The following is a 24,496-nucleotide window of genomic DNA, read 5'->3' on the forward strand; positions in this document are numbered from 1 at the left end:
TAAAAATATTTTTAATCAATTATGCATCGCTTATTCCTTCATGCTTCGCTTCCTTTGTATACATTTCTCTCACATCCACCATTGGGTTTATAAGATTGTGTACCATAGGATCTGCATTTTTAAAATTCTGTTCGCCAGGTTCTGCGGTTTGTCCGTGATCTGTAATTTCGATACAATCGGGCGCTCCCATCGGGCAGGTTGCTTTGCTGTCTTCCAATAATATTTTGCCTTCATTGCTAAGGGTCACTTTTTCATAAAAACCACTCCATTTGGTGATTGTGGCCTGGCAGACCATAAAACTGTTTCCTACAGGTTGTTTTTTGCATTTGCCAAAGGTATTTTTTTCTAAAGTCTGACCAATTTCTTTCGAGGTAGCCAAAAGCTTTTCTGAACCTTCTCTATCATTTCCAAAATGTTTATTTTGCGATTTGACTTTAATTTTATCTGTTTTAGAAGGATCTTCGCTAAACTTGCATTTGCAAGTGGCGCCTTGTACTACAAAATGTTTTTCGCTCATAGTTTGATTTTTAAAATTGCCACCACTTCTTTTTAGGTTCGACTTCTTCAACAAATAATTGTGGTTCAGGTTTTGCGCTCATTTCTTTTTGATCGTCTTTGTTGGATATCGTGACCGAAAATTTTTGAGGTGTTTCGAATGCTAGATCACAGCTTATAAAAATCACTTCGGGCATATGCTTTTGTGGATTTAGAAAATATTTTGCTCTGTATTTTCCTGTAGCTTTTTCTTCGGAATATTCTTTTACGGGCAGGCCTAATTCTTTTTCAAGATCAGTCTTAGTACGCTGGTCATTTAATTGTCCATTAATGTCAATCACTAAAAAATTATCTATGTCTAAGTATTCATCTACTTTTTGCTCAACCTTAAAATTAAGATTGTCGCTTTTAGCCATGAATGGAAATTCTTGCTCTTTTTGAATGCTCAAAGAGGCAGGATATTCAATATGAATTTCGTTGAAAAAGGCATTAAGAAACCAGTCTTTTGAAAGTGAAATATACAAGGAATCGCTGTCTTCTAAATTTCGGTCATAAATAGAGATATATTTTTCGACCAGCTCGCCTTTGTAATATTTTTTAATCTGTTTTTTGGCTTCAATCCAACGTTCTTCAATTTGATTAAAGTTATTAATGTAAACCCATTTTCCAGATTGATCAACAACTACCAATAAAGGATATAAGGCCGCAGAAGCTTTTTCTGCAATTTCATCGGCCATTGTTGAAGTTTGTGTGTCATTTATATAAAGATGTCCAATTCGGTCTACTTCAAAAAAAGAATAGCCATCTTCATTTCTAGCTCTCCATCTTACATTGAATTCTTGTTTTATATGATATACATTTTGTCCCTTTTCAATAGAGTAAAGAACGGAGTATGAATTGTTGATGTGCGAATTGTCAAAAGAAAGTTTAAAGGAACCTGAAGTATTGATTTTTGTTCGGTTTTGTTCTCTTTCTTCATCACTAAATACAACCTTTTGAGGTTCCAGAATAAGATATTCTAGATGATGAGGAAAATCTGCTTCGATTAAGTCTTTTGTAGATGGAACATATCGGTTATGATAACTTCTGAGAAGATAAGGTTCAACGCCCAAATCTTGAGCGACACTAAGTAGAGTATCTCCTTTTTTAATCTTGTAGGTTAAATAATCTTCATACGAAGATTCTGGAATATAAAGCATTAGGCTGGTAAAATAGTTGGATTCAAATATATGTTTTTTCCTGCAAAATAAATATACTAATAAGAAAAAGTATGAAAATTCCCAATGCCTTGGCATAGAATGTATTATAGGAAAAAACCGATTTATTTTTTAATTTAAATATATTTTGAAGACAGAAAAGAGGCAGAAGAATAGTCTTTTCAATATCAATATTAGAAAAAAAGCTGTCAATTTTGACAGCCCTTTTATTTTAAAACATAGTATTATCCCGATTAGGATCAAAACTTCCTTTATCTGGATATTTAATGCTATCCTTTAATTCTTCGACCCGTTTTGGATCAAACTTAGGCAATTGCAATTCGTTATTTTCTTTCCACTTTTTAACGGTTTCGGAGATTTCATCTGCCTTTTCTTTAGAAAAAGGAGTATCACGCGCCATGTATAATGTTTGTGACGGATAAGCTAGAGAAGTACCGCTTTTTTCTATAATATCCATCATTCGCAATAAAAGATCTTCCTGAACCTCTTGTGATGTCTCGACATTTATAGCTTCAATATAAGCCGTAATTTCAACTTTTAAAGCATCGGCTGTAATTCCAGTAAAACGAACTATTGGCGGCGTATTTAAAACCGCTGGATGTGCGTAAAGCAAAGATCTTAATTCAACCAGCAGATAGCGCATCTGGTCTGGAGTAGTTTCCATCCTAAAGCCAAAAATCGGATTAAATATAAAACGGTCGCGATGTGCATAATTTTCGATTTTACTAGCCGACAGTTGCCCATTTGGGATTGTAACAATAGTACGAGCTGCTGTACGAAGTGTAGTAGAACGCATTCCGATTGCTTCTACAGTTCCTTTTATATCATCAACTCGGCAATAATCACCAACTCGCAATGGCTGATCGGCAATAAGGCTAACACTACCTACAAAATTTTCTATTGTTTTTTGTGCTCCTAGAGCCAATGCAATCCCCCCAATACCCAGTGCAGCAAGTCCGGCTGTAACATCGACTCCAATAATTCCTAAGATTGCAATAATTCCGATTACCACAATTGCAGCTTTCATGGTACGGCTTAAAAACAATACCGCAGATACCGCAGAAGCTCTACCACTACTGTTCATTCTGCTTCTGGTATACATACTCACGAAGTCGGTCATTCTCCAAAGCAGAATTAGAAAAGCTAAAATCCCGATTGTGATTATGATAATGCTAAACCGCTGGCGAACTATTATCGAAATTCCCATTCGTTGTGTTGATGCGATGAATAAAATCACCGTAAGATACATTTGAACTGGAAGCGTAAAGGCATCTATAATCGCAGTTCCTTTTTCACTATCTGCTTTTTTCCATATCTTTTGAATCAGAAAAATGAGTACGAAAATAAGAAGTCTCGACAATAAATAAGTAACCACTGCCATCACCACCACTACTCCCCAGTGACCAATTGGAACATTTCCTAATTTTCTTTCTTTCAGAAACTTGGGTAAAACCCTATCTAAAAAAGTTTTTTCTCCGCTAATATCTGCTGCAAGAATTGCTTCTATGGTCTCAGCAGAAAAAAGCCATAAAGCGGGCTCGCTATCATCTGCCTGATTTTCTAAGTAAAGCGGTATATTTATTTTATCTGTAGATATGTTTCCAACCAAATCTATACCCGTTGTCAAATTATCGTCTAGACGTCCTAATTCTTTATTGCTTAGAATTGATGACGGAGAGAAATTACCTCCCTGATCCAGCAGCTGCTGAAAAGTTTTGGCTATTCGTACTCTTTCGGCTGTTTTACGATAAGAACGTTTACTTAACACAAGATACTGGCTCGCACGCAGATAATTCTGATCTCCGATTGCTTTTATGAATCCGTTGACCGTTCCTTGAGGGGTTCTTCTTCCTAAAGAATCGTCAGGAGTTTTTACAGGTTCTTCAGTCGTAGTTTTTGCTCCGCCTAAAAGCTGTGCTTCTAGTTTACAAGGAGTTATTGTTAAGACTGAAATCAACAGTAAAAAATGAAATAAACGTTTAGCACCTAAAATCATATATTTTTGCTTTAGTAACTTAGACTATTAAAAATAAGAAATATAGTAGAAAAACAACTTGTTTATGTTGCTTTTTTTAAACTTCCACACAAAAACCTTCACTAGATTTCAAAAGGGCTATTCTAGAACTCATAACAAATTCAATTAATCCAAATCCTTTTAATTTTTCAGTCAATTGCTCCATTTCTTCATCTGTTCCCACAGTTTGAAGTATGACATACTCTCTTTCAATCTCAGAAACTTTGAGATCGCTTTCACGAAGCAAACTTTCCATATTCGCATTCGTCATCAATACTTCTGTTGCCATTTTAAACAATACCATCTGTTTAGAAACAATTTCATCATTTGAAGAATAATGACATTTAAAAACTTCAATAATCTTCTCTATCTGTGCCGCTAAATTTATAACTGTATCTAAACTTTCATTTACTACAATGGTGTGTCTGTACATATGCTCTATTTAGCTAATAGAGATATTAAGACTCAAAATCTGTATTTGTTTTCTTAAAAATAGGCTAGATAATTTAGTGATTAATCGTATCTGATCTTCAGAGTAGATCGTTAGAGTAAATTCGTTTTTCATTTTAAATTTTTATTTGTACTTCTTTTTTTGAATGGGTTACTGAGAAATAAAAAAGCCTTTCACATTTGACTGAGAAAGGCTTTATGAATAGACAATAGAATCCTAACTCGTCATGGAATACGAATAATGATAATTGAAATACTAATGCTATTCTGAATTGAATTTTTCATAATTGCTGTAAACAAAAAAACCTCCCGTTGCGGGGAGGTTTTCTAAATTGTATCTTTTACTTATTTATATAACATCCCTGCACCACTATCTAATGATAATCGCGATAATAATTGCAGTAATGTTAATTGTATTTTTCATTTGTTTGATTTGATGAGCAAATATATAGATATTTTTTAATCTGCAAACATTATATTTCCTCAAACAAAAAATCCGTCTCTATTGTGACGGATTTCTCTATTTTGATTTTTAAGGTATTAAAACGGCTCTACCTTTTATTTTTCCTTGTCTCATTCTTTCGTATACTTCGTTGGCATCGTCTAGTTTATGCTTTTCGATTTCTATATGAATTTTCTTTTGCCTTGCCAAACCTACAACTTCCATCAGTTCTGTTCTTGATCCCCAATACGGATTGGTCATACTCACCCCAAATGGCAATCCGTTCATGCTGTACTGATAATGTCCGCCTCCAAGCCCCACAATGGTAAGATCTCCATCAAGGCTCACTATTTTTGTTCCTAAATCTATTGTAGAAGTTGCTCCAACAAAATCAAGCACTACTTTTGCCTTCTTGATTCCTGTAATTTTCTGAATCTGCTCTGCGGCATCAACATCTTTAGAATTAATTGTAAAAGCTGCGCCCAATTCTTTTGCAAAAGCCAATTTGTCTTCGGTAACATCGCAAGCAATAATTTCTGCTCCGCATATTTCTCTTAATATCTGTAACGCAACGTGTCCTAATCCACCAACTCCAATTACTACAACATATTCGTCGGCCATTAATTTAGGAAGTGAACGTTTTATAGCAGAATAAGGCGTAAGTGCCGCATCTGTCAGTGGAGCAGCAATAACAGGATCTAAGTCAAATATAGGCACCAAAAGTCTAGAAGATGGCACTAGCATATATTCGGACATTCCGCCATCTAATCCTAATCCGCCGCCATACGCTTGCTCAGATTGATGATCACAATAATTTTCTTTCGACTGCTGACAGGGTTTGCAATGACCGCAACCCCACTGACCATAAACTAAAACGGCATCCCCTTTTTTATATCCTTCTACATTTTCGCCAATTTCTTCGATCCATCCAGCATTTTCGTGTCCTAGAGTAAAAACTGTTCCCACAACAGTTCCCTCGTCTATAATATGCAGGTCTGAGTGACAAACACCAGCACCGCCAATTTTTAATAAAACTTCATCACCTTTAGGAACCGGTTTTTCAAGATCATTAACAACACGGACATCTTTGTGTCCAAAAAAACGTACTGCTTTCATAAAATAAACTTTTGATTACTATTCTACTAATTTACGACTTGTATTTCCTATCTACTTTATTAAACGAGTTAAGTTTATCCTAATTTATTGCTAATAATGGGGGTTTGAGAGAAAATGTCCCTGTTTTGGAACAAGGGAAGAATTGATTAAATTTTAGATTAATGGCATAAAAAAAGAGAGCCAACGCTCTCTTTTTCATTTATATTTTAATGTCTTTTATTTAGTAATAAACAGACAATAAGATTTTAGAATTTGTACTTTCTATATATTTTGAAAGTCTAGTTAAGAATTCTTGACTAACCATTGGGCAGCCGTGGCTATTGATGATATAGTATTCTTTTTCATCAGATGGAACTTCTTTGTAAGAATGCAATACAATAGCACGTTTCATTGCATTATTATTGGTTTCGTCTAATCCAGCAAGTCGGAAAGCTTTACCAAATATACCTTTATATGGTTTTTCTACTGAATATCTTCCTAGTGAAGTGCAGTTAGATTCTGGAGAATTACTAAATTGTAAAATATCTCCTTTTATTCCAGTTTCAGAACCTTTTCCATGGGCTACTAAGCCTTGATCCAAAATTTGATTGTTTTCTAGATCGTAAACAAAGAAACGATTTCTTCCTGATTTGATTTTCATATCAACAAGGAAAGCAATTTTATTGCTATACTTGTGATTTGACGCTGTAAAAGACTTAATCTCATTTACATGCTCATTGAGCCTTGCAAATTCGACTTCGTTTAAAATTTCATCTTCGTCCCACATACTTAATGAGGTAAACGAGCTTAAGGAAAATAGCAGTGCCAATAAAAATACTCTCATATCCGGCAAATGTTAAGTTAATAGTTATGACTTGGGGTCAATTGTTAATTTTCAGTTGCAAAATTATACACAAATCTTATACAATTCCCATATCATAAGTTAAAGATATTATAAATATCTGAAAACAACAACATTATATGTTAATTTTCGATTAAAATACCTGATTTAATGTTGAAACGCCACATCTAGTGTTAATATTATTTCTTTTCTGACTTTTATTTTTTTCTTTATTAATAAATAGTCAGAAAAAATAATTTCTGCCAAGTCAAAACTCAGTTGACAAAAATTATAGGAAACCTAAAAGTAATAGTAAATTAAACTTATTTACCCGCTTTATAATAGCTTTAGAAAATTATTCATTTAGTCTTTATTGCAGATTTGATGATGTTTCTTGAAATTCTGAAGTGTAAACTGATACTATACGAAAACATAATATTTTAACTAGTTTGCATCAACATAGGACAAAATCGAAATAATACTTTTAATTTTATTGAAAAATTGAACTTTGCTAGAGTTTAACCCATTTAAATAATAACTAAAAAATAAAAAAATGACAATTGGAGTTGGCGGATCAACTATAGATATCGAATTAGGGAAAATACAAAATATGACACTTGATGTCGTACCCATTGCTTTATCGGAGTACCAACAGCGTGTAAAAAAAGCAGCTGTTTTAATGAAAGAGCATAATTGTAAAGCATTATATGTGAATGCTGGAACTAATCTGTATTATTTTACAGGAACAAAATGGAATGCTTCTGAACGTATGGTTGGCGCAATCATTTTTGAAGACGAAACTATTGAATATATTGTTCCGAAATTTGAAGAAGGCACTTTCAAGACTTTTATGAAAGTTGAAGGAAATCTAAATTTCTGGGAAGAACATGAAAGTCCGTACGAATTATTTGGAAATATCCTAAAAAGTAAAAACATCATTGAGGGCAATATTGCGCTAGACGAATCGGCTTCTTTTTTTCTTATTGATGGTGTTTCAAAAGCAAATTCGAACTTTAGTTTTGTAAATGCGCAGCCCATAACAGCAGGTTGCAGAATGCATAAATCGGCTAATGAAATTGCTATTATTCAAAAAGCAAAAAACATTACAATGACGGTTCAAAAAGCAGCAGCGAGTATATTATATCCCGGAATTGAAGTAAGCACTGTTGTTGATTTTATACACAAAGCGCACATCAAAGCTGGTATTGCATCTGGCTCTTATTTTTGTATTGTTCTATTTGGAGAAGATTCGCAATATCCTCATGGTGTTACGGCTCCTCAGAATTTAGTGGACAATGATGTTGTGTTGATTGATACTGGATGCCGATTGGAAGGTTATTTGTCTGACATTACTAGAACCTATGTTTACGGAACTCCAAATGAGGAACACAGAAAAATCTGGAACCTTGAAAAAGCAACTCAAAAAGCAGCTTTTGATGCGGCACAAATTGGAGCCACATGTGGTTCTGTTGATGATGCCGCGCGAAAAGTTTTAGCGCAAGCGGGATTAAGCGGTGATTATGAAATTCCAGGCTTGCCACATCGCGTTGGACACGGCACAGGATTAGACATTCATGAATATCCTTATTTGGTTAGAGGCAATCAAACCGTTTTAAAAGAAGGAATGGTAGTAAGTAACGAACCTATGATTTGTATGCCTGGACAATTTGGTATTCGTCATGAAGATCATTTTTATATGACTGCGGATGGCCCGAAATGGTTTACTGAACCAATGCAGAGTATTGATAATCCTTTTGGATTATAGGTTTAAAATATTATCATATTTTAACTAAAAAAAAATCAAATTTTAAGTTTCCAAATTCCAATATTTTCTACCTCACAAAAAAGGAGAATTTCATTCATTTGAAATTCTCCTTTTTCTATAAATGTATTATTTTCTATTTTGCTCCTGGCGGACAATTTTTTTCTATGTATCGAATAAAAGTATCCGTTAAATGTTTCACTGTTCCTTCTCCTTCAGAAATATCATGAGAACGATTTGGATAAATCATTAAATCGAACATTTTATCATACTTAACTAATTCATTAATTAAAACCTCAGCATTTTTATAATGCACATTATCATCGCCTGTTCCATGAATATACAATAAATTCCCTTTTAGATTTTTTGCATGAGTAACCGGTGAAGCTTTACTGTAATTCGCTTCATTTCCTTCTGGCAATCCCATGTAACGTTCTGTGTAGATGTTGTCATAAAAATGCTGATCTGTTACCGCTGCAATCGCGATTCCGGTTTTGTATATATCTGGATATTGAAACATTAAATTTAAAGTTACAGCGCCACCACCACTCCATCCGTGAATGGCTACACGATCAGAATCAATAAAATTCCATTTTAAAACTTCTTTGGCTGCCATTGCCTGATCGCGAGTATTGATAATTCCGATGTTTTTATAAATAGATTTTCTCCATTCTGTTCCCTTCATTACAGGAGTTCCTCTATTATCCATCGCAATTCCGATGTATCCTTTTGGAATTAATTTCGCAATAAAATAATTAAAATAAGGTTCATCGTTTGCTACTGAAGCCATCGGCTCTCCATATACATAAAAGAACACAGGGTATTTTTTTGAAGGATCAAAATCTAATGGTTTTGCCATAATTCCATCAATATCAATACCGTCGCTAGTTTTTACTTTAAATTTTTCTAACGAATAATTAAGTTTCGGATTAGCAAAAACATCAGCTTCTTTCGGCAATATTTTTTTATGTCCCGAAAGCGCCACTAATCTTGTGTTGAAGTCTCTCTTAATGTTTGAATTAGTATGTTTGGCATATGATGCATCTGTCGAAAAAACGTAAGCATTTGTACCTTCAAAAGCTTCTGGAGTTACTCTTTTTGTTTTCTTTGAGCTTAAATTTGTTTCATATAAATAGCGCTGTGTAGCATCTGTTGGACTTGCAATAAAATATATTGTTTTTGTCTTTTCATTGTAAGCTTTAAAATAAGCATCAAAATTAGTTTTGGTTATCAATTCTTTTGATTTTCCGTCAAGGCTTATTTTATAAATATGCATCCATCCGTCTGCATCAGAACTCCATAAAAAGGCTTTTCCATTATCTACAAACTGGCAAGGAAAAGTATCGTATTCTCCCGCAGAAATATCAAAAACATCGATCCACGAAGTCGATTCTTCTTTGTAAATAACTCTAGCAGATCCCGATTTTGCATTGCAATCATACATAGTAACTTGGTTCTGATTTCGGTTTAACTGAATCACCATAACAGACTCGTTGTTAAGCCATTTCATACGAACTAAATAATTATTATCAGGTTCTCCTGGAATGTTTAGCCAATTGGTTTGCACCGAATCAATATTTACAATTCCGATTTTAACTGATGACGGTTTTTCTCCTGCCTTTGGATATTCAACTGGAACAATAACTGGATAAAGCGAATCGGTATTATTGATCATGAAATGGAATTTAGTAGAAGTGGCATCTACTCTCCAAAAAGCAATACTTTTTCCGTCTGGGCTCCATCTGAATCCGTCACGGGCAGCCAACTCTTCTTCATAAACCCAATCAAAAGTTCCGTTGATGATTTTATCTGTACCGTCTGTTGTTAAAGGAGTTATTTTCCCTGTATTTAGATTTTCCACATAAATATTATGTTTGGAAACATAGGCAACATTTTCATTATCGCTCGAAAATTTAGCAAACATTAAGGAAGATGCATCAAGGTTTTTACCTAATTGTTTTCCTTTTCCTGTAGTCAAATCAAAAAACCAATAATCGCCTTTGGTATTTTCTCTCCATACTTTTTTTGAATTGGTATATACCAAAACTTTGTTTTTTGAGTCATTCCAAACCAACTTCTCGATCTCTCCTGTAAATCCTGCCGCTCTCAATTGCGATTTAGACAAAATCGTACTTTGCTTATCTAATTTATCAACATCATAAACCACCACGCTATTGTCTTTGTTTACCCAAAACGAATGAGAATTTGGTAGCCAATTTAGATCGTTAATATCAATATCCTGCTGTGCAAAAACAGATGTACATACAAACAGAAAAAACAACAAACACTTTTTCATCTTACTTTTTATTTTTAATTAAATTTTCAATTTCTGCAATTTCAATCGGCATGGCTTCACTCAAATTAATGTTTCCGTTTTCTGTTATCAGATAATCATTTTCTAAACGACAGCCTATTCCTTCTTCTCTAATGTAAATTCCAGGTTCGCAAGTCAGCACCATTCCTTTTTCAAAAGGTCTAGAATATAATCCCACATCATGAACATCCAAACCTAAATGATGTGCCGTTCCATGCATAAAATATTTCTTGTAAGCTGGTTTTTCTGGATCTTGATTTTTTATTTCGTCTTCTGTAATCAAACCTAATTTCACCAATTCGGTTTCAATTAATTTCGCCATTTGAAGTTCGTAGTCTTTCGATAAAACTCCAGGTTTCAATAATTTTGAACCTTCTTTCAAGCAATGTAAAACCGATTCGTAAATCTCTTTTTGTCTCGCGCTAAAAGTTCCGTTAACCGGAATGCATCTTGTTGTATCTGAATTATAATTGCCGTAACAGCTTCCAAAATCAAGCAACAACATTTCGTTTTCTTTACAAACATCATCATTGGAATTATAATGAAGCGAGCATGCATTTGCGCCAGATGCTATAATTGATTTGAATGCTTGTCTTGTTCCGCCATTTTTAACGGTAGCGTACAACAATTCGGCTTCCAATTCGTATTCTTTAATATTAGGACGAATTGCACCTAAAACTCTATGAAAACCTTCAACGCTAAGTGCTGTTGCTTTTTTGATTAAATCAACTTCTTCATTTGATTTAACTGGACGTAATTCACGCGTTATTTTTGCCACACGCTCGTATTGATGCAATGGATATTTTTCCTTGCACCATTTAATCATTCTGTCTTGTCTGGTTTCCATTTCAGCAGTGACTCTTTTGATATGCTCGTTATGCCCTAAATAAAAAGTATCGGCCTCAAAAGCAAAAAGCTGTAAAGTCTTTTCAAACTCATGAATCCATTTGATATTCTGTATTCCAGAAATTGCCGTAGCTTGTTCTTTAGTTAAAAAATTACCATCCCAAATCAGCGTATGTTCATTTGCTTCTTTTACAAAAAGTATGGCTTTGTTTTCTTCTTTAAAAGCATTTGGATAAAGCACCAAAATGGTTTCGTCCTGATCAATTCCAGACAGATAAAACAAATCATTGTTTTGTGAAAAGCCCATAACATCATCTGCGTTATTTGGCATTACGTCGTTTGAAGTTAAAATAGCCAAACTATTCGGCTTCATTTTTTCGGTAAATCTTTTTCGGTTTTCTACAAACAAAGAAACCGGAATTGCATTGTATCTCATATTTTATATTTGGAATCGGTCAATAGCCACAGAAGCAGGTTTACCAGAAATAATCTCTATCACGATTTTTCCTGTCGCCGGTGCCAGACTTAATCCCATCATGGCATGTCCTGTTGCTAAGGTCAAATTTACGATTTTTTTATCTCTGGCAATAATCGGCATACCTGTTGGCGTACACTTTTGCCCAACCTTGTATACTTGGAACAAAAGTTTAAAGAACTAAAACAGATTTGTCCTTTACAATAGAGAACGCTGAATTTGCAAAATTTATTCTCGTTGTTCCTACAGTTGTTTTAGACCTTTTTTAATAATATATCGACGATATATTTAGTTTTTTGGTAAAGAATTAAGCATCCCAATTCTAAAAGCATTTAACTTGTTATTATAAACCGGACTACTCAAAATATAAAAAGTGGTACATTTTGATGATACAGCAAAACAATACTTTTGGGTAAAAATCATAAAGCATCAAAAGAAAAAATGAACGGACAAATAAGAAACGACTGGAGCAAAGAAGAAATTCAAGCTATATACGATAAGCCTTTATTAGAATTAGTTTATGAGGCTGCAACTGTACACCGCAATTGGCATAAACCTTCAGAAATACAGGTTTGCACCTTGCTTTCTGTAAAAACAGGCGGCTGTCCTGAAGATTGTTCTTACTGCGGACAAGCAGCACGTTACCATACCGATATTAAAGTTCAAGCTTTATTGCCAACCGAAAAAGTATTGGAGCACGCACAAAAAGCAAAAGATGGTGGTTCTTCTCGTTTTTGTATGGCTGCCGCTTGGCGTGAAGTTCGTGATAACAAAGATTTTGATCGTGTTATTGAAATGGTGAAAGGTGTTAACGATCTTGGATTGGAAGTTTGCTGTACGCTAGGAATGCTTACCGAAGAACAAGCTATACGTCTGCAAGAAGCGGGTTTGTATGCCTACAATCATAATTTGGACACTTCTGAAAGTTATTATGACGAAATCATCAGTACACGTAAGTTTGATCAGCGTCTTAATACTATTAATAATGTCAGAAAAGCAGGAATTACAGTTTGTTCTGGCGGAATCATTGGTTTAGGAGAAACTCCTGCAGATCGTGTTTCTATGCTGGCAACTTTGGCTACTATGCCCGTTCATCCAGAATCTGTTCCTGTAAATGCTTTGGCAAGAGTAAAAGAAACTCCTCTAGAAAATAATCCAAAAGTGCCTCTTTGGGATATGGTTAGAATGATCGCCACTGCACGTATTATTATGCCTGCTGCTGTTGTACGCTTAAGTGCCGGACGCATCGAAATGACCGAAGAAGAACAAGCTTGGTGTTTTATGGCTGGAGCCAATTCTATTTTTACAGGAGAACGCGAAACTTTATTGGTAACACCAAACCCTGGACTTTCTGAAGACATGCAAATGTTTCAAAATCTTGGACTTAAACCTTTGGTGAAAGAGAATAAAAGTGCTTGTTCTGTGGTTTAAAAAGCTGATATATTTCTAATATAAAAAAATGCGCAAAAGTCTTAAAAGAGACATTTGCGTATCTTTTTCAATTCAGTTTTGGAACTCTTCGAGGAGCAAGAATATTTTCAAATCTCCTCTAGTTCTAGAAAATTTACTATTCAACTATATCTATTCGCATTATTTAATTCTTTCTGCGATAATTCTTCTGCAATTATATAGGGCTGACAAAGATTAAAATCGTTTGGGCTAACATCTTCATTACCAAATATTAGAATTTTAACATTTGATTTATCTTTATAACCTTTCTTTTCACCAATAACTTCATTTTTTATTTGAAAATCCATATCATGCTTTTTACAAACTTGCATTATAGAGTTACCTAGAGACTTAGGTATCGCAATTGTTCGCTTTGAATATTTTTGGTAGAATTCTTCATTATTCCATAAGTATTCATTTACAGTAATCCAATTTCCAGTCTCTTTTTCCAGAATATTACTTATTTCACCTATAAATTCATTTACGTTCAAAGGTTTACCTTGGATTTCACATTCGATTATGTTTTCATGAAAAATTAGCAATAATGGATGATGCTCCAAGATTTTCATCTTTACATAAGGCAAAGTTAAACTCCAAAAGAATCCGTCGAATTTTTCTGTTTTTAAACAAGTAATTTTCCATTCTTCATATTCAATAGGAATGTCATAGCTGTTCTGATTAATTGAAAATATCATTTCTAAAGTGTGATCTGAAGTTTGAAACCTGTAAGATTCAAGTTTTAAATCGCAATCATTATAAAACTTTTTATCGTTGGTTTTTTTTAGAAGTTGTTCTATCATAAAATTATTTTTTTAGTAATTAATACTTTTCCATAAAGTATTCTTCATTAGTGCTACGCAATGCCGAAAGCATTTGGGACTCACTTTTCGCCACTTCTTTTTAAAAATGGATACATGACATCTAAGTATTTTGTACTCATCATCTCATGTGAAACATTCGTATTTTTCTTTCACTAGTGGGACGTTTGTGCTAGCTTTCCATTGTCGCCATCCTTTTTTAATCGATCAATTTGATAATTAATATCTCCAATTATTGTGATTGATTTTTCATAAGATGAAAATTTTTGAAAAAATGCTCCTGCGATAGTTACTACCTCATTATTCGATTTGTAAGGCACATCTAAATTGTTTATATTATATAAATCAAAAATATAAGGAAGAAATTTTACTCCCTTATATTTTTCAACAATTGATTGATATACTTTCAGAAAAACTTCTTCATATTCTCCAACAGGTGAAACAACTATATTCTCAATAGCCCAAGTTTTTCGTTTGCCAAAAACAGGATGAGAAATTTCCTTAAGATGGATATTTTCTAAGACTTCAATAGAAAAATAATTCCCTATCAAGCTTTTATAAAAATGTAATTCTGTCCTACTCTCAAATGTGTTGTTTAATCTTATAACTCCAGAGAAATTAGGAACTAATCCTGCGGTTGTCTCAGATATGTCATGAAAATCTAATTTTAACTTTTCCAAAAGCCCAATATTCCATTCTTTTTCCTCGTTTTTCTTAATTATTTCATTCAATGCAACTATTCCTGAATACGAAAAGTAATTTTCATCTTCTCTTGTTAGCCCTATTGGATAATATTTCTTAATACAATTACTTATCTCTGAAAAGCTATCAGAAAGATCATCAATGCTAATGTTTAAAACTCTTGCTTTCATTGCTGCTCTTTAATTACAATGTGAAACACGAATCAACATATTGTTAGCATAATAATAGCAATCTTGTTCTTTTACATATATGCAATATTTTGTCTGTTTCTCAGGATTGTCATTTTTCACAATTTCTTCCAATTCTTTTCTAGTGGTATTAATTTTAAATTTTTGGCTTTCTGGTATTGAAAAAGTATAAAAATCTACTTTTTTATTGTTTAATAATATCTCAAAATAATGAAGCATTGGTTTACCTTGAATTTCTTTATATATAATGTTATCTGTTTTTTTTATTGAACTCGAATACATTTACAGCAAATCTGTTTGAGTTTTTTAACTTATTAGTATTTTCTTGAGCGTGGAGGTTTAAACCTTCTAAAGCGATAATTGTTAAAAGTATTGTTTTCATTGTTTTGCTTTAATTACAATATATTGCCCTAAAAACTATGTGATCCACTGGATAAAAGATACCTTTTCTCTTTGTATAGATGTAATAACTAGGCTGCTTGTTAATGTTATCATTCTTTACAATCTCTTCCAATTCTTTCCTAGTTGTATTAACTTTTAGTTTGACATTTTTATTAATTCGAAAAGAAATAAAAGTCACTTTTTCTTTGTTTAATAATATTTCAAAACCCACAATTGTATCTTTACCAGCGTATTTTTTATATAAGATCTCATCAATCTTTTTATCATACTTAAAAACATAAACAGGATTTTTAGTGTTTTTCAATTGACTAGAAGTTTGCTGTCCAAGCACTTTTAAACTTGTCAACATAATGATTGTTAAAACTATTGCTTTCATTTATAACATTTTTAATTGCAGTTATTTGGAGCACTTTTTCTCCATGCTTCATATGTATTTTCAATATCAGCTTTTTCATTCGGAGTCATTTTCTCCCACATACTTGTTTCTTCTAAACCAATCCAAACAATTGATTGATATTGCTTTTCTGTTAAGTTTTTATCAACTTCTTTTAAAAACGATACAAGAACATCTCTATATTTTAAAGCCATAAATTCATGTTGAGCTCCTCCTTTATATTTTAAATAATATTCTAGTAATTCATTTCTATTTGAAGAGTTCGCTATATTCGTCAATTCTTTCTTGTCTATAGCCCCATCAGTTCTGGCTAGATCAAAAAGCTGTCTAAGCATCTCAGCATGGATTATTTTATGCATAAAAGTTCTAGCAATATCTAACATAGGTCTATTCAGCTCTTTATCGTTAAATGCAATTACTATTTCAGAATTTACTGGGGGAAATGTTTTAGCATTGAAGCCTTCTAGTCCAACATTTCCAGCCGTTAATTTTAAATTGGCTACAGAAAATTGGCTATCAAATTTTTTTAAATAGGTTTGGAATGTAGGGGAACCTCCTAATTTTTCAAACACAGAAAACAAACAAGGATTATTTAAAAAAGAAGAATCAGTAATGATTGTTTCCAATAAATTACTTGTACCTGAATAGCTTTTGCCATCACTCGTATAATAATGAGCCGTGCGCTGTAATATTATAGCATCTGTATCTCCTGATCCATCGCAAGGATAAGGCAAGATTGTAGTCGTTCTTGTTACCTTAACCCCCATATACTCAACAGATAGAATTTTTGGAACTCAGACTAACTATTCGCCAACGGTCTTGAGTTTGTTCTACGACTTGAGTATACGTACCGTCGCATAAAGGTATTTTACTTGTAATATCGGATGAAACATAAAACGAATTTATTGCTTCTGTCAAAATATCCAACTCTTTCTTTCCAGAAATGTTTTTCGTCTTACCGTTTATAACTCCAATTGAACCCAAATTTTCCCCTTCAAACGAATACACATTCAATCCTCCTGAAAAGTCTTTTAACTTTGTGATACTCTCCGGATAAGTGGCGCTTTTTTTAAACGTATAAACTTCTAAAAAATACGAATGTGCTTTGCCATCATTTTCAATTGTAACACCTTGATATTTCAATTGATTTTGCAGAAGATCAGACTCAAAATAATTTACAACTTTTTCTTTGGCTGAAAATTCAGAAATTTTAAAATTATCTTTTTCAATTTCGTTGGCATTTTCAAAATCGGCTTCGACATTTTCGGCAATATTGGGATTTGAAAATTTTGCTAATTCTAATTTGGACTTAACATCTTTTACTGTTTCTTGATTTGTTTCTAATTCATCATTGCTACACGACAATAAAAAAAGTGCAACAAAAAAACAGACGGAATACTTATTAATTTTTCTCATAATCATTTACATTGGTTGGTTAATAATTCATTTAAACATGGTAAAAATCCTACAATTAGGATTTACGAATATAAAAGAATTATTTACAATATTGCAATATAAATACTACAAAATATGTTAAATAAATATTTTACTACAAATAGAAAGTTTGAAAAAGCTCAGAAATAATTGAATTTTAAAAGATTTTTATCTTGTTTATACTTTATTAAATAATCGGTAATTTTGCAAAAAAAACAAACAAATGCTAAAAAAAGCCCTTGATCCCTTAATTGACCATTCTACAATTATTCTAATTATGGGTACAATCGCGGGTGAACAATCTATTGCCAAGCAAGAATACTATGCAAATCGAGGAAATCTTTTCTGGAAAATTTTGTTTGCTATTTTTGAAGAAGAATTTAGCGCCTCTTATGAAGATCGAAAAGCACTAGTGAAAAAGTACAACATAGGTCTTTGGAATGTTTTACAAAGCTGTAAAAGAGAAGGAAGCAGCGATGCTTCTATTACCGAAGAAACAATTAATGATTTTGAAGGTTTGCATAAACAGTATCCTAATATAAAATATGTCTTTTTTGAAAGCAAAGCCGCTGCAAAGTATTTTGTAAAACATACAGCTCCACAAGAAGGAATCACTTATATAACCCTGCCTTCAACTAGCGGATTAAATGCAGGTTTAACAAAAGAGGAAAAAATAGCACAATGGAAAAGGGTATCCGAAATAGCACTTTCAAAATAGACTAAAAAATAGTTATCTGTTTCTCATAATATAAAACAGTATTTCTTCTTCCAATTCCCTAGAAAGATTTTCAAACTTCATCTTACGACGATAATTTTTTTCACTTCAATCCTTATAAAGCTCCGTTTTAGCGGTACTTGCACAGTAAGCATCACAGATTACTTTAAATTTTTGGTCGAGAATATACAATTCTTTCATGGAATCAAAATACGCTGCAAATTTAACATTGTACAATTCGTCAGGAATAGCGGCCATAGGTCTAGTTGTATTTAAATTAATACTTTTTTTTACCTTATAAGTTCATTACATACTCAATTAAAATCAGCTTTATTTCTATCAGTTAGAAAATTGATTTGAAAGAATACTTAAAGTTAAAATGAAAAACTTTAATCTTTATGTTTGAACCTCTTGAAATGGTTTCAGATTATAATCTGAAACCAGAAATAGTAAAATGAACCTTGAACCGTTAAAATGCAACAATGGTAAAATCAGGTGTTTTTTACATCATGCACCTCTATCCACACCTCATCAACATGGTTAGAAATTCTGCAGTTAGCGACGTATTGCTGCCAATATCAAAAAGGTGCTTGTCACCTTATCACAAATCAATATCATAATTCAGGTAGATCAAGAATGCTTCAGAGACTATTGAAAGGCCTTTTTGTAGATTTTTTGAAACTTAAAGTCATAAAATTGTTAATTAACACAAATAGATACAAAAACACGTAATAGTACTTATAGTAATATTCCTATATATTAAATAAATTTACATCCCTTTAATTTACAAGCCACAAATCATCAAAATATCTATTCTATTTTATTAAATCAAGTTATTAATGTTGGTGGGAGATTGGAGTTTATGTATTGTTTAAACTCGATCTGATGGTTAGAGCCGTTTATAACGACGAAAATGTTATTATCTATTTTTCATTTCATATACAGTATTAGAAATTAGTACTGCATAAAAAAGCAATAAACTACCCCAAAAATGCTCGAAAAAAAATCTATAGTAATTGGATGTGACGATGTCACGATACTGACTATGATATTAAATGCTATATCAATAGTATCTGCTTATACGTTTTCTACCGTTTCTGTATCGACAGGATTAGATTTGAAAAATGCCATAAACTCTTTAAATCCTGATTTAGTGATTTTAGGATTCAAACAAAATCAGCTCGTTTTAAATGATACCAATTTCAATTCTGATAAAAGAAATATTCCCATTTTATACTTGACTCAAAATTATGAATGCGAATCATTATGCTGGACAAAACAAAACATTGTTTTTACTTATCCATACAATCAGATTAAGAATACCGATTTTTTAATTTATCGAATTCAATCTATCTTTCTTCTCAAAAAAACAGAACCGCAAATCAAACCGGCAGCGACGTTTGCAGAAGCCGCTTTTCAGAAAAATAACTCCGATAAATTAAGCCATTACGTAATGGAACTGGATCAAAAGGTTGAAGTGCTTTTAAAAGTAAAAGAACGTATCTCTTACCTCTATCCAAACGTAGACGATGCCACTAGAATTGAACTAATGTCAATTGTAAATTCGATAAAGACAGTCGCGAACGACAATAAACTCTGGGACGATTTTAAAATCTATTTTGAACAATCAAACCCAAATTTTCTTCTGGCTCTTGCCAAAAAACATCCGTCTTTAAGTTCTCGAGATTTAAAATACTGCTGTTATATTAAAATGAATATGAGCAACAATGATATTACCAATCTTCTTGGCATTAATCAAGAAAGTGTTCGAACTCATAAATATCGTCTTAAAAAGAAACTAACACTTAAAAAAGAAGATGATATCATTTCGTACCTCAGAACAGTTTCATAAATTATCTTTTCTCTTATTTATATCTCCTGCAATTGTAATGCTTATTCTATTCTAGCAGTACAAAAGATAGTTTTATGCTATCCATTTTATGATTTTCTTCTTTTGTATTACACTCTTTTAAATTTTCCATAAAACATTTTAATCAGTACTTTTTTTAAAGGTGCTTTTTCCATATTGCTAAAACTTTTCTCTACATTTCAGCCGTTTATGCCTCTATTTGAGACAAAGCGTAGACAAAGTTTTTTCTGTCTATATTTTGTCTACAAAAATACCAAACATCTTTTGTCCCTGTCTATGAAAAGTATATTGCAAAATTCTCGTACAAATCTAATTGTCAGTTACTTTTACAAATACAAATAGCCAATCGATGCGCTATTAGCACTGAATTAATTTAAGAGTTAAATACGATGATACATCAATCGCTTCAATTTACGAATAAATTATTGGGACAGTTTTTAAAAAATCGTTTTGCTTTAAGCGAAGACAAAACCGTTGTGAACTATCTTATTGAACCAAGTGGAACTTTACCTAAAGCAAACCAGAACAAAGTCGTTTTATCGCTAATAAATATTGAAAAAGAAACCAATCAGCCTTTTTATATTAGAAACCAGAAATTAGAAAGCGGAAACTATTCTAATTTCAATCCCACAGAAAGATACAACATTGACCTATTGATTAGTAGCAACTTTGATGATTATTCCGAATCTTTAAAGTTTTTAGACGCCATAATCGCCTTCTTTCAGATTAATAATTATATCGATGCGTCGTCCTCTTCTTCTATTCCAGATGGCTTAAGTCGATTAGAATTTGAGTACGAAAAGATCTCTTACCATCAAATGCACAGTTTGTGGACAGCAATGGCAGCAAAATATCAGCCTTCTATTATTTACAAAATGAAGCTGATAAAAGTTCAGAGTCATGAAATTATGGAGATCATACCTTCTGTAAAAAACACAAACAACACCATTTCCAAATGATACAGAGCAATTACATAAAAACCTTTGGTATTGCGGCCTATCATACTTTTTTTGATAGCGGAAAATGTAATTGTCTTCACTTTGTTCCCAATCATAATACAGATAAGATATTTAAAAAATTTGGTTTTAAAATGAATCCTTTTTCAAACGGATTCGATTTATATTCAAATACAAAATCATCATTATCAGACTTATTCAATTATATAACACAAACCACACAGCAAAACTATTTTGAGTTTGATATAAAATGCTCTAATCCTAATTTTATTCTCTTTACTACATTACCCATTAATTGGATTGGAGCGGTTACTTACTCTAGTCAAGATCCTAAAAATCTCAACAATGAAGGCAAAATAGTCCTTAACCAAACTTTAGAAAATAAACCTGTATCGACTCATTTTGGTCATTTAAAAATTTATTTTGAAGATATATTAAAAGAACAGCCTTCTGGTAATGCTGCGCTTTTTGAAATCAATTTTACTGCACGAGCTACACAATGGCAATACTATTTTATCAATAGAAATGCGGTGCAGTTAAACAATCCTTCGATTACAGAAAAAGAAAACATACAATTTGACGGCCCAAAAATGTAACCATCCAAACAGGAGAATCGGCATTACTGTTTACTTCAAACAAAACCTATATCACACTCAGCGAAAAGCCTAAATATAAATTTGATTTAATAAGCAATTCATCATCTGCAAATCAAAACAATGCCAAGCCCAAAGTAATTATAAAAGGACTGCCTAATCCAGATGTCTCTAGAATAGGAATAATCGAGAATAGCGACCCAAATCATGTCGCATCGCCAATGTATATCTATTTATAAAAAACTATTAAAAATGAACATTAAAAACTAAAATCAATGAATTTATCTACCATTCAAACTCCTGGTGTTTACATTCAAGAACTAAATGCTTTTCCCAATTCTGTTGTTGGAGTAGCTACAGCTATACCAGCATTTATAGGGTACACACCACAGGCCTCTTACGAAGGAAAATCGTATACGAATGTGCCAGTAAAAATCACATCTTTTGCTGATTTTCAGGCTTTTTTCTGTTTGCCAGATCCACCTGCTCCTGCAAGTCCGTCTAAACAGTACAAACCTGAATACTACTTAGTAGCAGAAAAAAGTCAACCTTTAAAAGGAGACTACATGCTAATTGCAGGAACGTATTACTCGATAGTTCCAGATCCGAACACGGTTTATTATTTATACAATAGCGTAAGGCTTTTTTATGAAAATGGCGGTGGAGATGCTTACATTGTTTCTGTTGGTTCTTATGCAGCCTGCGTCACAAAAACCAGGAACTCCGGGAATTCCAGTTGTAAACCCGAATGTGCAATTGAATGATTTGACAAAGGGTCTTTCTCTATTGCTAAACGAGCAGGAACCAACTATGTATATTTGCCCAGAAGCCACTTTATTGAGCGTAGAGAATAACGGGACTCTAATGCAGGCTATGCTTCTTCAGTCGACGCAAATGCAAACGGCAATGTGCTTATTTGACATTATTGGTGGTGATGCCCCAGATCCTATTTTGTATACGGAAGACATTACAAACTTCAGAATGAACACCGGTTCTGTTGGATTAAACTACGGAATGGCATATTACCCATTTATAGGAACTACGATAATGCAAAATTCTGATATTGATTACACTAATTTATTTGGTGGAGATGTAAAACAACTAGAAGCCGTTCTTAATCCGCCTAGTGCTCCTAATCCAGCCGTTGCCACTATTATTGCCAATATCCAAAATCCATCGAGCACTTTAACTGTAACGCAAAATCACAATGCACTGCTTATTGCGAGTCAGACGTATTCCTTAATGATAAAACACATTGTGGCAGATGCTAATATTCTTCCTCCAAGCGGTGCTATGGCAGGCGTTATTACAACGGTAGACAATGCTGTTGGTCCGTGGGAAGCTCCTGCTAATACTTCTATTGTAGGTGCGGCATCATTGCCAATTTCCATTTCTGAAAGTCAGCAAGCCAATTTAAATGTTGATGCTGTTTCGGGTAAATCGATCAATGCCATTAGAACATTTAATGGATTAGGAATTTTAATCTGGGGATCCAGAACATTGGACGGAAACAGTCAAGATTGGAGATATATTCCAGTGCGCAGAACTATGATATTCTTGGAGCAATCTTGTAAACTGGCCGCTCAAGCTTACGTTTTCCAGCCTAATGATAAAAATACTTGGGAAGCTGTTATTTCTATGATCAGCAGTTTTCTTAGGTCGATCTGGAAACAAGGAGGTTTACAGGGAGCCAGTGCTTCTGATGCCTTTTCTGTAGCCTGCGGATTGGGTTCTACAATGACGGCAGATGATCTTTTAAATGGTTTCATGAATGTAACGGTAAAAGTTGCAGTTGTTCATCCGGCTGAATTCATTGTGTTGACATTTCAACAGCAAATGGCAACTTCTAGTTAATCAAACAAAAACTCACTTAAGTAAATTTTTAATTTAAATATAAAATAATATGGCAACAGATGACGGAAGCGCACAAGGCGCAACATGGCCCATGCCAAAGTTTAGATTCGAAGTAGATCTTGGAACAGAATTAACCAAAGTAGCTTTTCAGGAAGTTACGGGAATGGATGTCGAAAATCAAATTATAGAATATCGCAAAAGTAACAGTCCGCTTTTTTCTGTGGAGAAAATGCCTGGAATTACCAAATACGGAAACGTAACGATGAAACGTGGCATTTTTGTAAATGATAATACTTTTTGGGATTGGCATCAGCAAGTCGTAATGAATACGATTAAAAGAAGAACGGTTCTGATCAAATTATTGGACGAAAAAGGCGGCGTAACCATGCAATGGACACTAAACAATGCTTGGCCAACCAAAATTACAAGCACCGATTTGAAGTCTGACGGTAACGAAGTTGCAGTAGACACGATAGAAATTGCGCACGAACAACTGATCATTAAAAATGGCGGTAAGTAACGATTATCCCGTTAGCTTTTATTTTACACTTTCATTTGCAGGTGTAGATGCGGCTTTCAAAGAGGTATCTGGAATTTCTAAAGAACTAAGCGTAGAAGAAATTGTTTGCGGAGGCGAAAATAGATTTAAATATCGCCTCCCAACCATTTCTAACAGTCAAAACTTAGTGCTTAAAAGAGCTATGGTGCCTGCAGGATCTCAGTTGGTCAATTGGTGTGCCAACTGCATCGATCAAGGATTATCAAATCCAATACAGCCCAAAAATGTGATCTTAAAACTGCTTAATGCTTCGGGCGTAGTCTGCATGCAATGGACGTTTAACAATGCCTACCCAGTAAAATATGCAGTTTCTGACTTAAACTCTCAGGAAAGTAATATTGCGATAGAATCTATTGAGCTGGCCTACACCTATTTTAACATTTCTAAGGATACCAAATTTGATAAACTTTTTACCTAAACCATTATGCCAATCGAAATAAGAGAACTTGTCATTAAAACAGAAATCGTAACCAACAACACTAAAAATTTGGCGCTAACCAAAGAACGAGAAATGTCCATTTTGAGAAAACAGCTGCTGGAAGAATGTAAAAGATTAATTGCTGAGAAAAATCAGGAGAATAGCTATAAACGTTAAGCCACAGAGTAAAGGA

General features: G+C 33.3%; 27 protein-coding genes. 11 read left to right on the forward strand and 16 right to left on the reverse strand.

Annotated elements, in window-relative coordinates; all coding sequences use genetic code 11:
- Positions 1–19: 19 nt before the first annotated feature.
- The 6 genes from ACPWTF_RS00570 to ACPWTF_RS00595 all read right to left on the reverse strand — a co-directional run bounded on the left by ACPWTF_RS00570 (position 20) and on the right by ACPWTF_RS00595 (position 6,557).
- Positions 20–517, reverse strand: coding sequence for a DUF4280 domain-containing protein (locus ACPWTF_RS00570; RefSeq protein WP_427873955.1), 498 nt, complete (start codon positions 515–517; stop codon positions 20–22).
- A gap of 10 nt (positions 518–527) precedes the next feature.
- Positions 528–1,694 (reverse strand): hypothetical protein, encoded by a 1,167-nt coding sequence (locus ACPWTF_RS00575; protein WP_427873956.1) that lies wholly within the window; start codon positions 1,692–1,694, stop codon positions 528–530.
- Between the two features lie 229 nt (positions 1,695–1,923).
- Positions 1,924–3,708 carry a mechanosensitive ion channel family protein gene (locus ACPWTF_RS00580; RefSeq protein WP_427873957.1) on the reverse strand — a complete coding sequence of 595 codons (1,785 nt, stop codon included), beginning with the start codon at positions 3,706–3,708 and terminating at the stop codon, positions 1,924–1,926.
- Positions 3,709–3,784: 76 nt separating this feature from the next.
- Positions 3,785–4,159: an acetolactate synthase small subunit gene (locus ACPWTF_RS00585; RefSeq protein ID WP_427873958.1), complete on the reverse strand. Its 375-nt coding sequence runs from the start codon at positions 4,157–4,159 to the stop codon at positions 3,785–3,787.
- A gap of 549 nt (positions 4,160–4,708) precedes the next feature.
- Complete coding sequence (locus ACPWTF_RS00590; protein ID WP_427873959.1) at positions 4,709–5,734, reverse strand: NAD(P)-dependent alcohol dehydrogenase; 1,026 nt, start codon at positions 5,732–5,734, stop codon at positions 4,709–4,711.
- 220 nt (positions 5,735–5,954) lie between these two features.
- Positions 5,955–6,557, reverse strand: a complete 603-nt coding sequence (locus tag ACPWTF_RS00595; protein ID WP_250837607.1) for a murein L,D-transpeptidase catalytic domain-containing protein — start codon at positions 6,555–6,557, stop codon at positions 5,955–5,957.
- 550 nt (positions 6,558–7,107) lie between these two features.
- Between ACPWTF_RS00595 and ACPWTF_RS00600 the strand changes: the two genes are divergently transcribed.
- A complete protein-coding gene (locus ACPWTF_RS00600) occupies positions 7,108–8,319 on the forward strand; it encodes a M24 family metallopeptidase (protein WP_427873960.1) in 1,212 nt (403 codons plus the stop codon).
- Positions 8,320–8,452: 133 nt separating this feature from the next.
- Here the strand turns inward: ACPWTF_RS00600 and ACPWTF_RS00605 are convergent, their stop codons facing one another.
- The 3 genes from ACPWTF_RS00605 to ACPWTF_RS00615 are packed head-to-tail and all read right to left on the reverse strand — an operon-like array spanning position 8,453 to position 12,119.
- Complete coding sequence (locus ACPWTF_RS00605; protein ID WP_427873961.1) at positions 8,453–10,612, reverse strand: DPP IV N-terminal domain-containing protein; 2,160 nt, start codon at positions 10,610–10,612, stop codon at positions 8,453–8,455.
- 1 nt (position 10,613) lies between these two features.
- The gene (locus tag ACPWTF_RS00610) at positions 10,614–11,912 is read right to left on the reverse strand and encodes an aminopeptidase P family protein (RefSeq protein ID WP_427873962.1); all 1,299 of its coding nucleotides are present in this window, start codon (positions 11,910–11,912) and stop codon (positions 10,614–10,616) included.
- Between the two features lie 3 nt (positions 11,913–11,915).
- Positions 11,916–12,119 (reverse strand): hypothetical protein, encoded by a 204-nt coding sequence (locus ACPWTF_RS00615; protein ID WP_427873963.1) that lies wholly within the window; start codon positions 12,117–12,119, stop codon positions 11,916–11,918.
- 273 nt (positions 12,120–12,392) lie between these two features.
- Between ACPWTF_RS00615 and bioB the strand changes: the two genes are divergently transcribed.
- Complete coding sequence (gene bioB / locus ACPWTF_RS00620) at positions 12,393–13,382, forward strand: biotin synthase BioB (RefSeq protein ID WP_427873964.1); 990 nt, start codon at positions 12,393–12,395, stop codon at positions 13,380–13,382.
- Positions 13,383–13,522: 140 nt separating this feature from the next.
- Here bioB and ACPWTF_RS00625 read toward each other — a convergent pair whose 3' ends face one another.
- The 6 genes from ACPWTF_RS00625 to ACPWTF_RS00650 form a co-directional block, all read right to left on the reverse strand.
- Positions 13,523–14,200: a hypothetical protein gene (locus ACPWTF_RS00625; protein WP_427873965.1), complete on the reverse strand. Its 678-nt coding sequence runs from the start codon at positions 14,198–14,200 to the stop codon at positions 13,523–13,525.
- A 173-nt stretch (positions 14,201–14,373) separates the two neighbouring features.
- Positions 14,374–15,090 carry a hypothetical protein gene (locus ACPWTF_RS00630; protein WP_427873966.1) on the reverse strand — a complete coding sequence of 239 codons (717 nt, stop codon included), beginning with the start codon at positions 15,088–15,090 and terminating at the stop codon, positions 14,374–14,376.
- A gap of 9 nt (positions 15,091–15,099) precedes the next feature.
- On the reverse strand, positions 15,100–15,390 hold the full coding sequence (locus ACPWTF_RS00635; RefSeq protein ID WP_427873967.1) for a hypothetical protein: 291 nt from the start codon (positions 15,388–15,390) through the stop codon (positions 15,100–15,102).
- A 109-nt stretch (positions 15,391–15,499) separates the two neighbouring features.
- Positions 15,500–15,886, reverse strand: coding sequence for a hypothetical protein (locus ACPWTF_RS00640; protein WP_427873968.1), 387 nt, complete (start codon positions 15,884–15,886; stop codon positions 15,500–15,502).
- Positions 15,887–15,897: 11 nt separating this feature from the next.
- The gene (locus ACPWTF_RS00645) at positions 15,898–16,671 is read right to left on the reverse strand and encodes a hypothetical protein (RefSeq protein ID WP_427873969.1); all 774 of its coding nucleotides are present in this window, start codon (positions 16,669–16,671) and stop codon (positions 15,898–15,900) included.
- Positions 16,672–16,675: 4 nt separating this feature from the next.
- A complete protein-coding gene (locus ACPWTF_RS00650) occupies positions 16,676–17,269 on the reverse strand; it encodes a hypothetical protein (RefSeq protein ID WP_427873970.1) in 594 nt (197 codons plus the stop codon).
- Between the two features lie 292 nt (positions 17,270–17,561).
- Here ACPWTF_RS00650 and ACPWTF_RS00655 point away from each other — a divergent pair, with 292 nt between their 5' ends.
- Positions 17,562–18,056, forward strand: a complete 495-nt coding sequence (locus tag ACPWTF_RS00655) for a DNA-deoxyinosine glycosylase (RefSeq protein WP_427873971.1) — start codon at positions 17,562–17,564, stop codon at positions 18,054–18,056.
- A 105-nt stretch (positions 18,057–18,161) separates the two neighbouring features.
- Here the strand turns inward: ACPWTF_RS00655 and ACPWTF_RS00660 are convergent, their stop codons facing one another.
- Positions 18,162–18,311, reverse strand: a complete 150-nt coding sequence (locus ACPWTF_RS00660) for a hypothetical protein (protein ID WP_427873972.1) — start codon at positions 18,309–18,311, stop codon at positions 18,162–18,164.
- Between the two features lie 733 nt (positions 18,312–19,044).
- Between ACPWTF_RS00660 and ACPWTF_RS00665 the strand changes: the two genes are divergently transcribed.
- The 8 genes from ACPWTF_RS00665 to ACPWTF_RS00700 all read left to right on the forward strand — a co-directional run bounded on the left by ACPWTF_RS00665 (position 19,045) and on the right by ACPWTF_RS00700 (position 24,480).
- Positions 19,045–19,905, forward strand: coding sequence for a helix-turn-helix transcriptional regulator (locus ACPWTF_RS00665; protein WP_250837614.1), 861 nt, complete (start codon positions 19,045–19,047; stop codon positions 19,903–19,905).
- Between the two features lie 407 nt (positions 19,906–20,312).
- On the forward strand, positions 20,313–20,882 hold the full coding sequence (locus ACPWTF_RS00670; RefSeq protein WP_427873973.1) for a DUF4255 domain-containing protein: 570 nt from the start codon (positions 20,313–20,315) through the stop codon (positions 20,880–20,882).
- The gene (locus ACPWTF_RS00675; protein ID WP_427873974.1) at positions 20,879–21,475 is read left to right on the forward strand and encodes a hypothetical protein; all 597 of its coding nucleotides are present in this window, start codon (positions 20,879–20,881) and stop codon (positions 21,473–21,475) included. The genes ACPWTF_RS00670 and ACPWTF_RS00675 overlap by 4 nt, the downstream gene beginning before the upstream one ends.
- Before the next feature lie 272 nt (positions 21,476–21,747).
- The gene (locus ACPWTF_RS00680) at positions 21,748–22,236 is read left to right on the forward strand and encodes a hypothetical protein (protein ID WP_427873975.1); all 489 of its coding nucleotides are present in this window, start codon (positions 21,748–21,750) and stop codon (positions 22,234–22,236) included.
- Positions 22,166–23,326, forward strand: coding sequence for a phage tail sheath family protein (locus ACPWTF_RS00685; protein ID WP_427873976.1), 1,161 nt, complete (start codon positions 22,166–22,168; stop codon positions 23,324–23,326). Before ACPWTF_RS00680 ends, ACPWTF_RS00685 begins: the two co-directional genes overlap by 71 nt.
- A gap of 49 nt (positions 23,327–23,375) precedes the next feature.
- A complete protein-coding gene (locus ACPWTF_RS00690; RefSeq protein WP_095930122.1) occupies positions 23,376–23,846 on the forward strand; it encodes a phage tail protein in 471 nt (156 codons plus the stop codon).
- On the forward strand, positions 23,833–24,303 hold the full coding sequence (locus ACPWTF_RS00695) for a phage tail protein (protein ID WP_427873977.1): 471 nt from the start codon (positions 23,833–23,835) through the stop codon (positions 24,301–24,303). Before ACPWTF_RS00690 ends, ACPWTF_RS00695 begins: the two co-directional genes overlap by 14 nt.
- Before the next feature lie 6 nt (positions 24,304–24,309).
- Positions 24,310–24,480, forward strand: a complete 171-nt coding sequence (locus tag ACPWTF_RS00700; RefSeq protein ID WP_427873978.1) for a DUF5908 family protein — start codon at positions 24,310–24,312, stop codon at positions 24,478–24,480.
- Positions 24,481–24,496: the final 16 nt, after the last annotated feature.

The sequence above is a fragment of the Flavobacterium sp. MMS24-S5 genome, assembly GCF_050320125.1.
Lineage (GTDB): Bacteria > Bacteroidota > Bacteroidia > Flavobacteriales > Flavobacteriaceae > Flavobacterium > Flavobacterium tyrosinilyticum.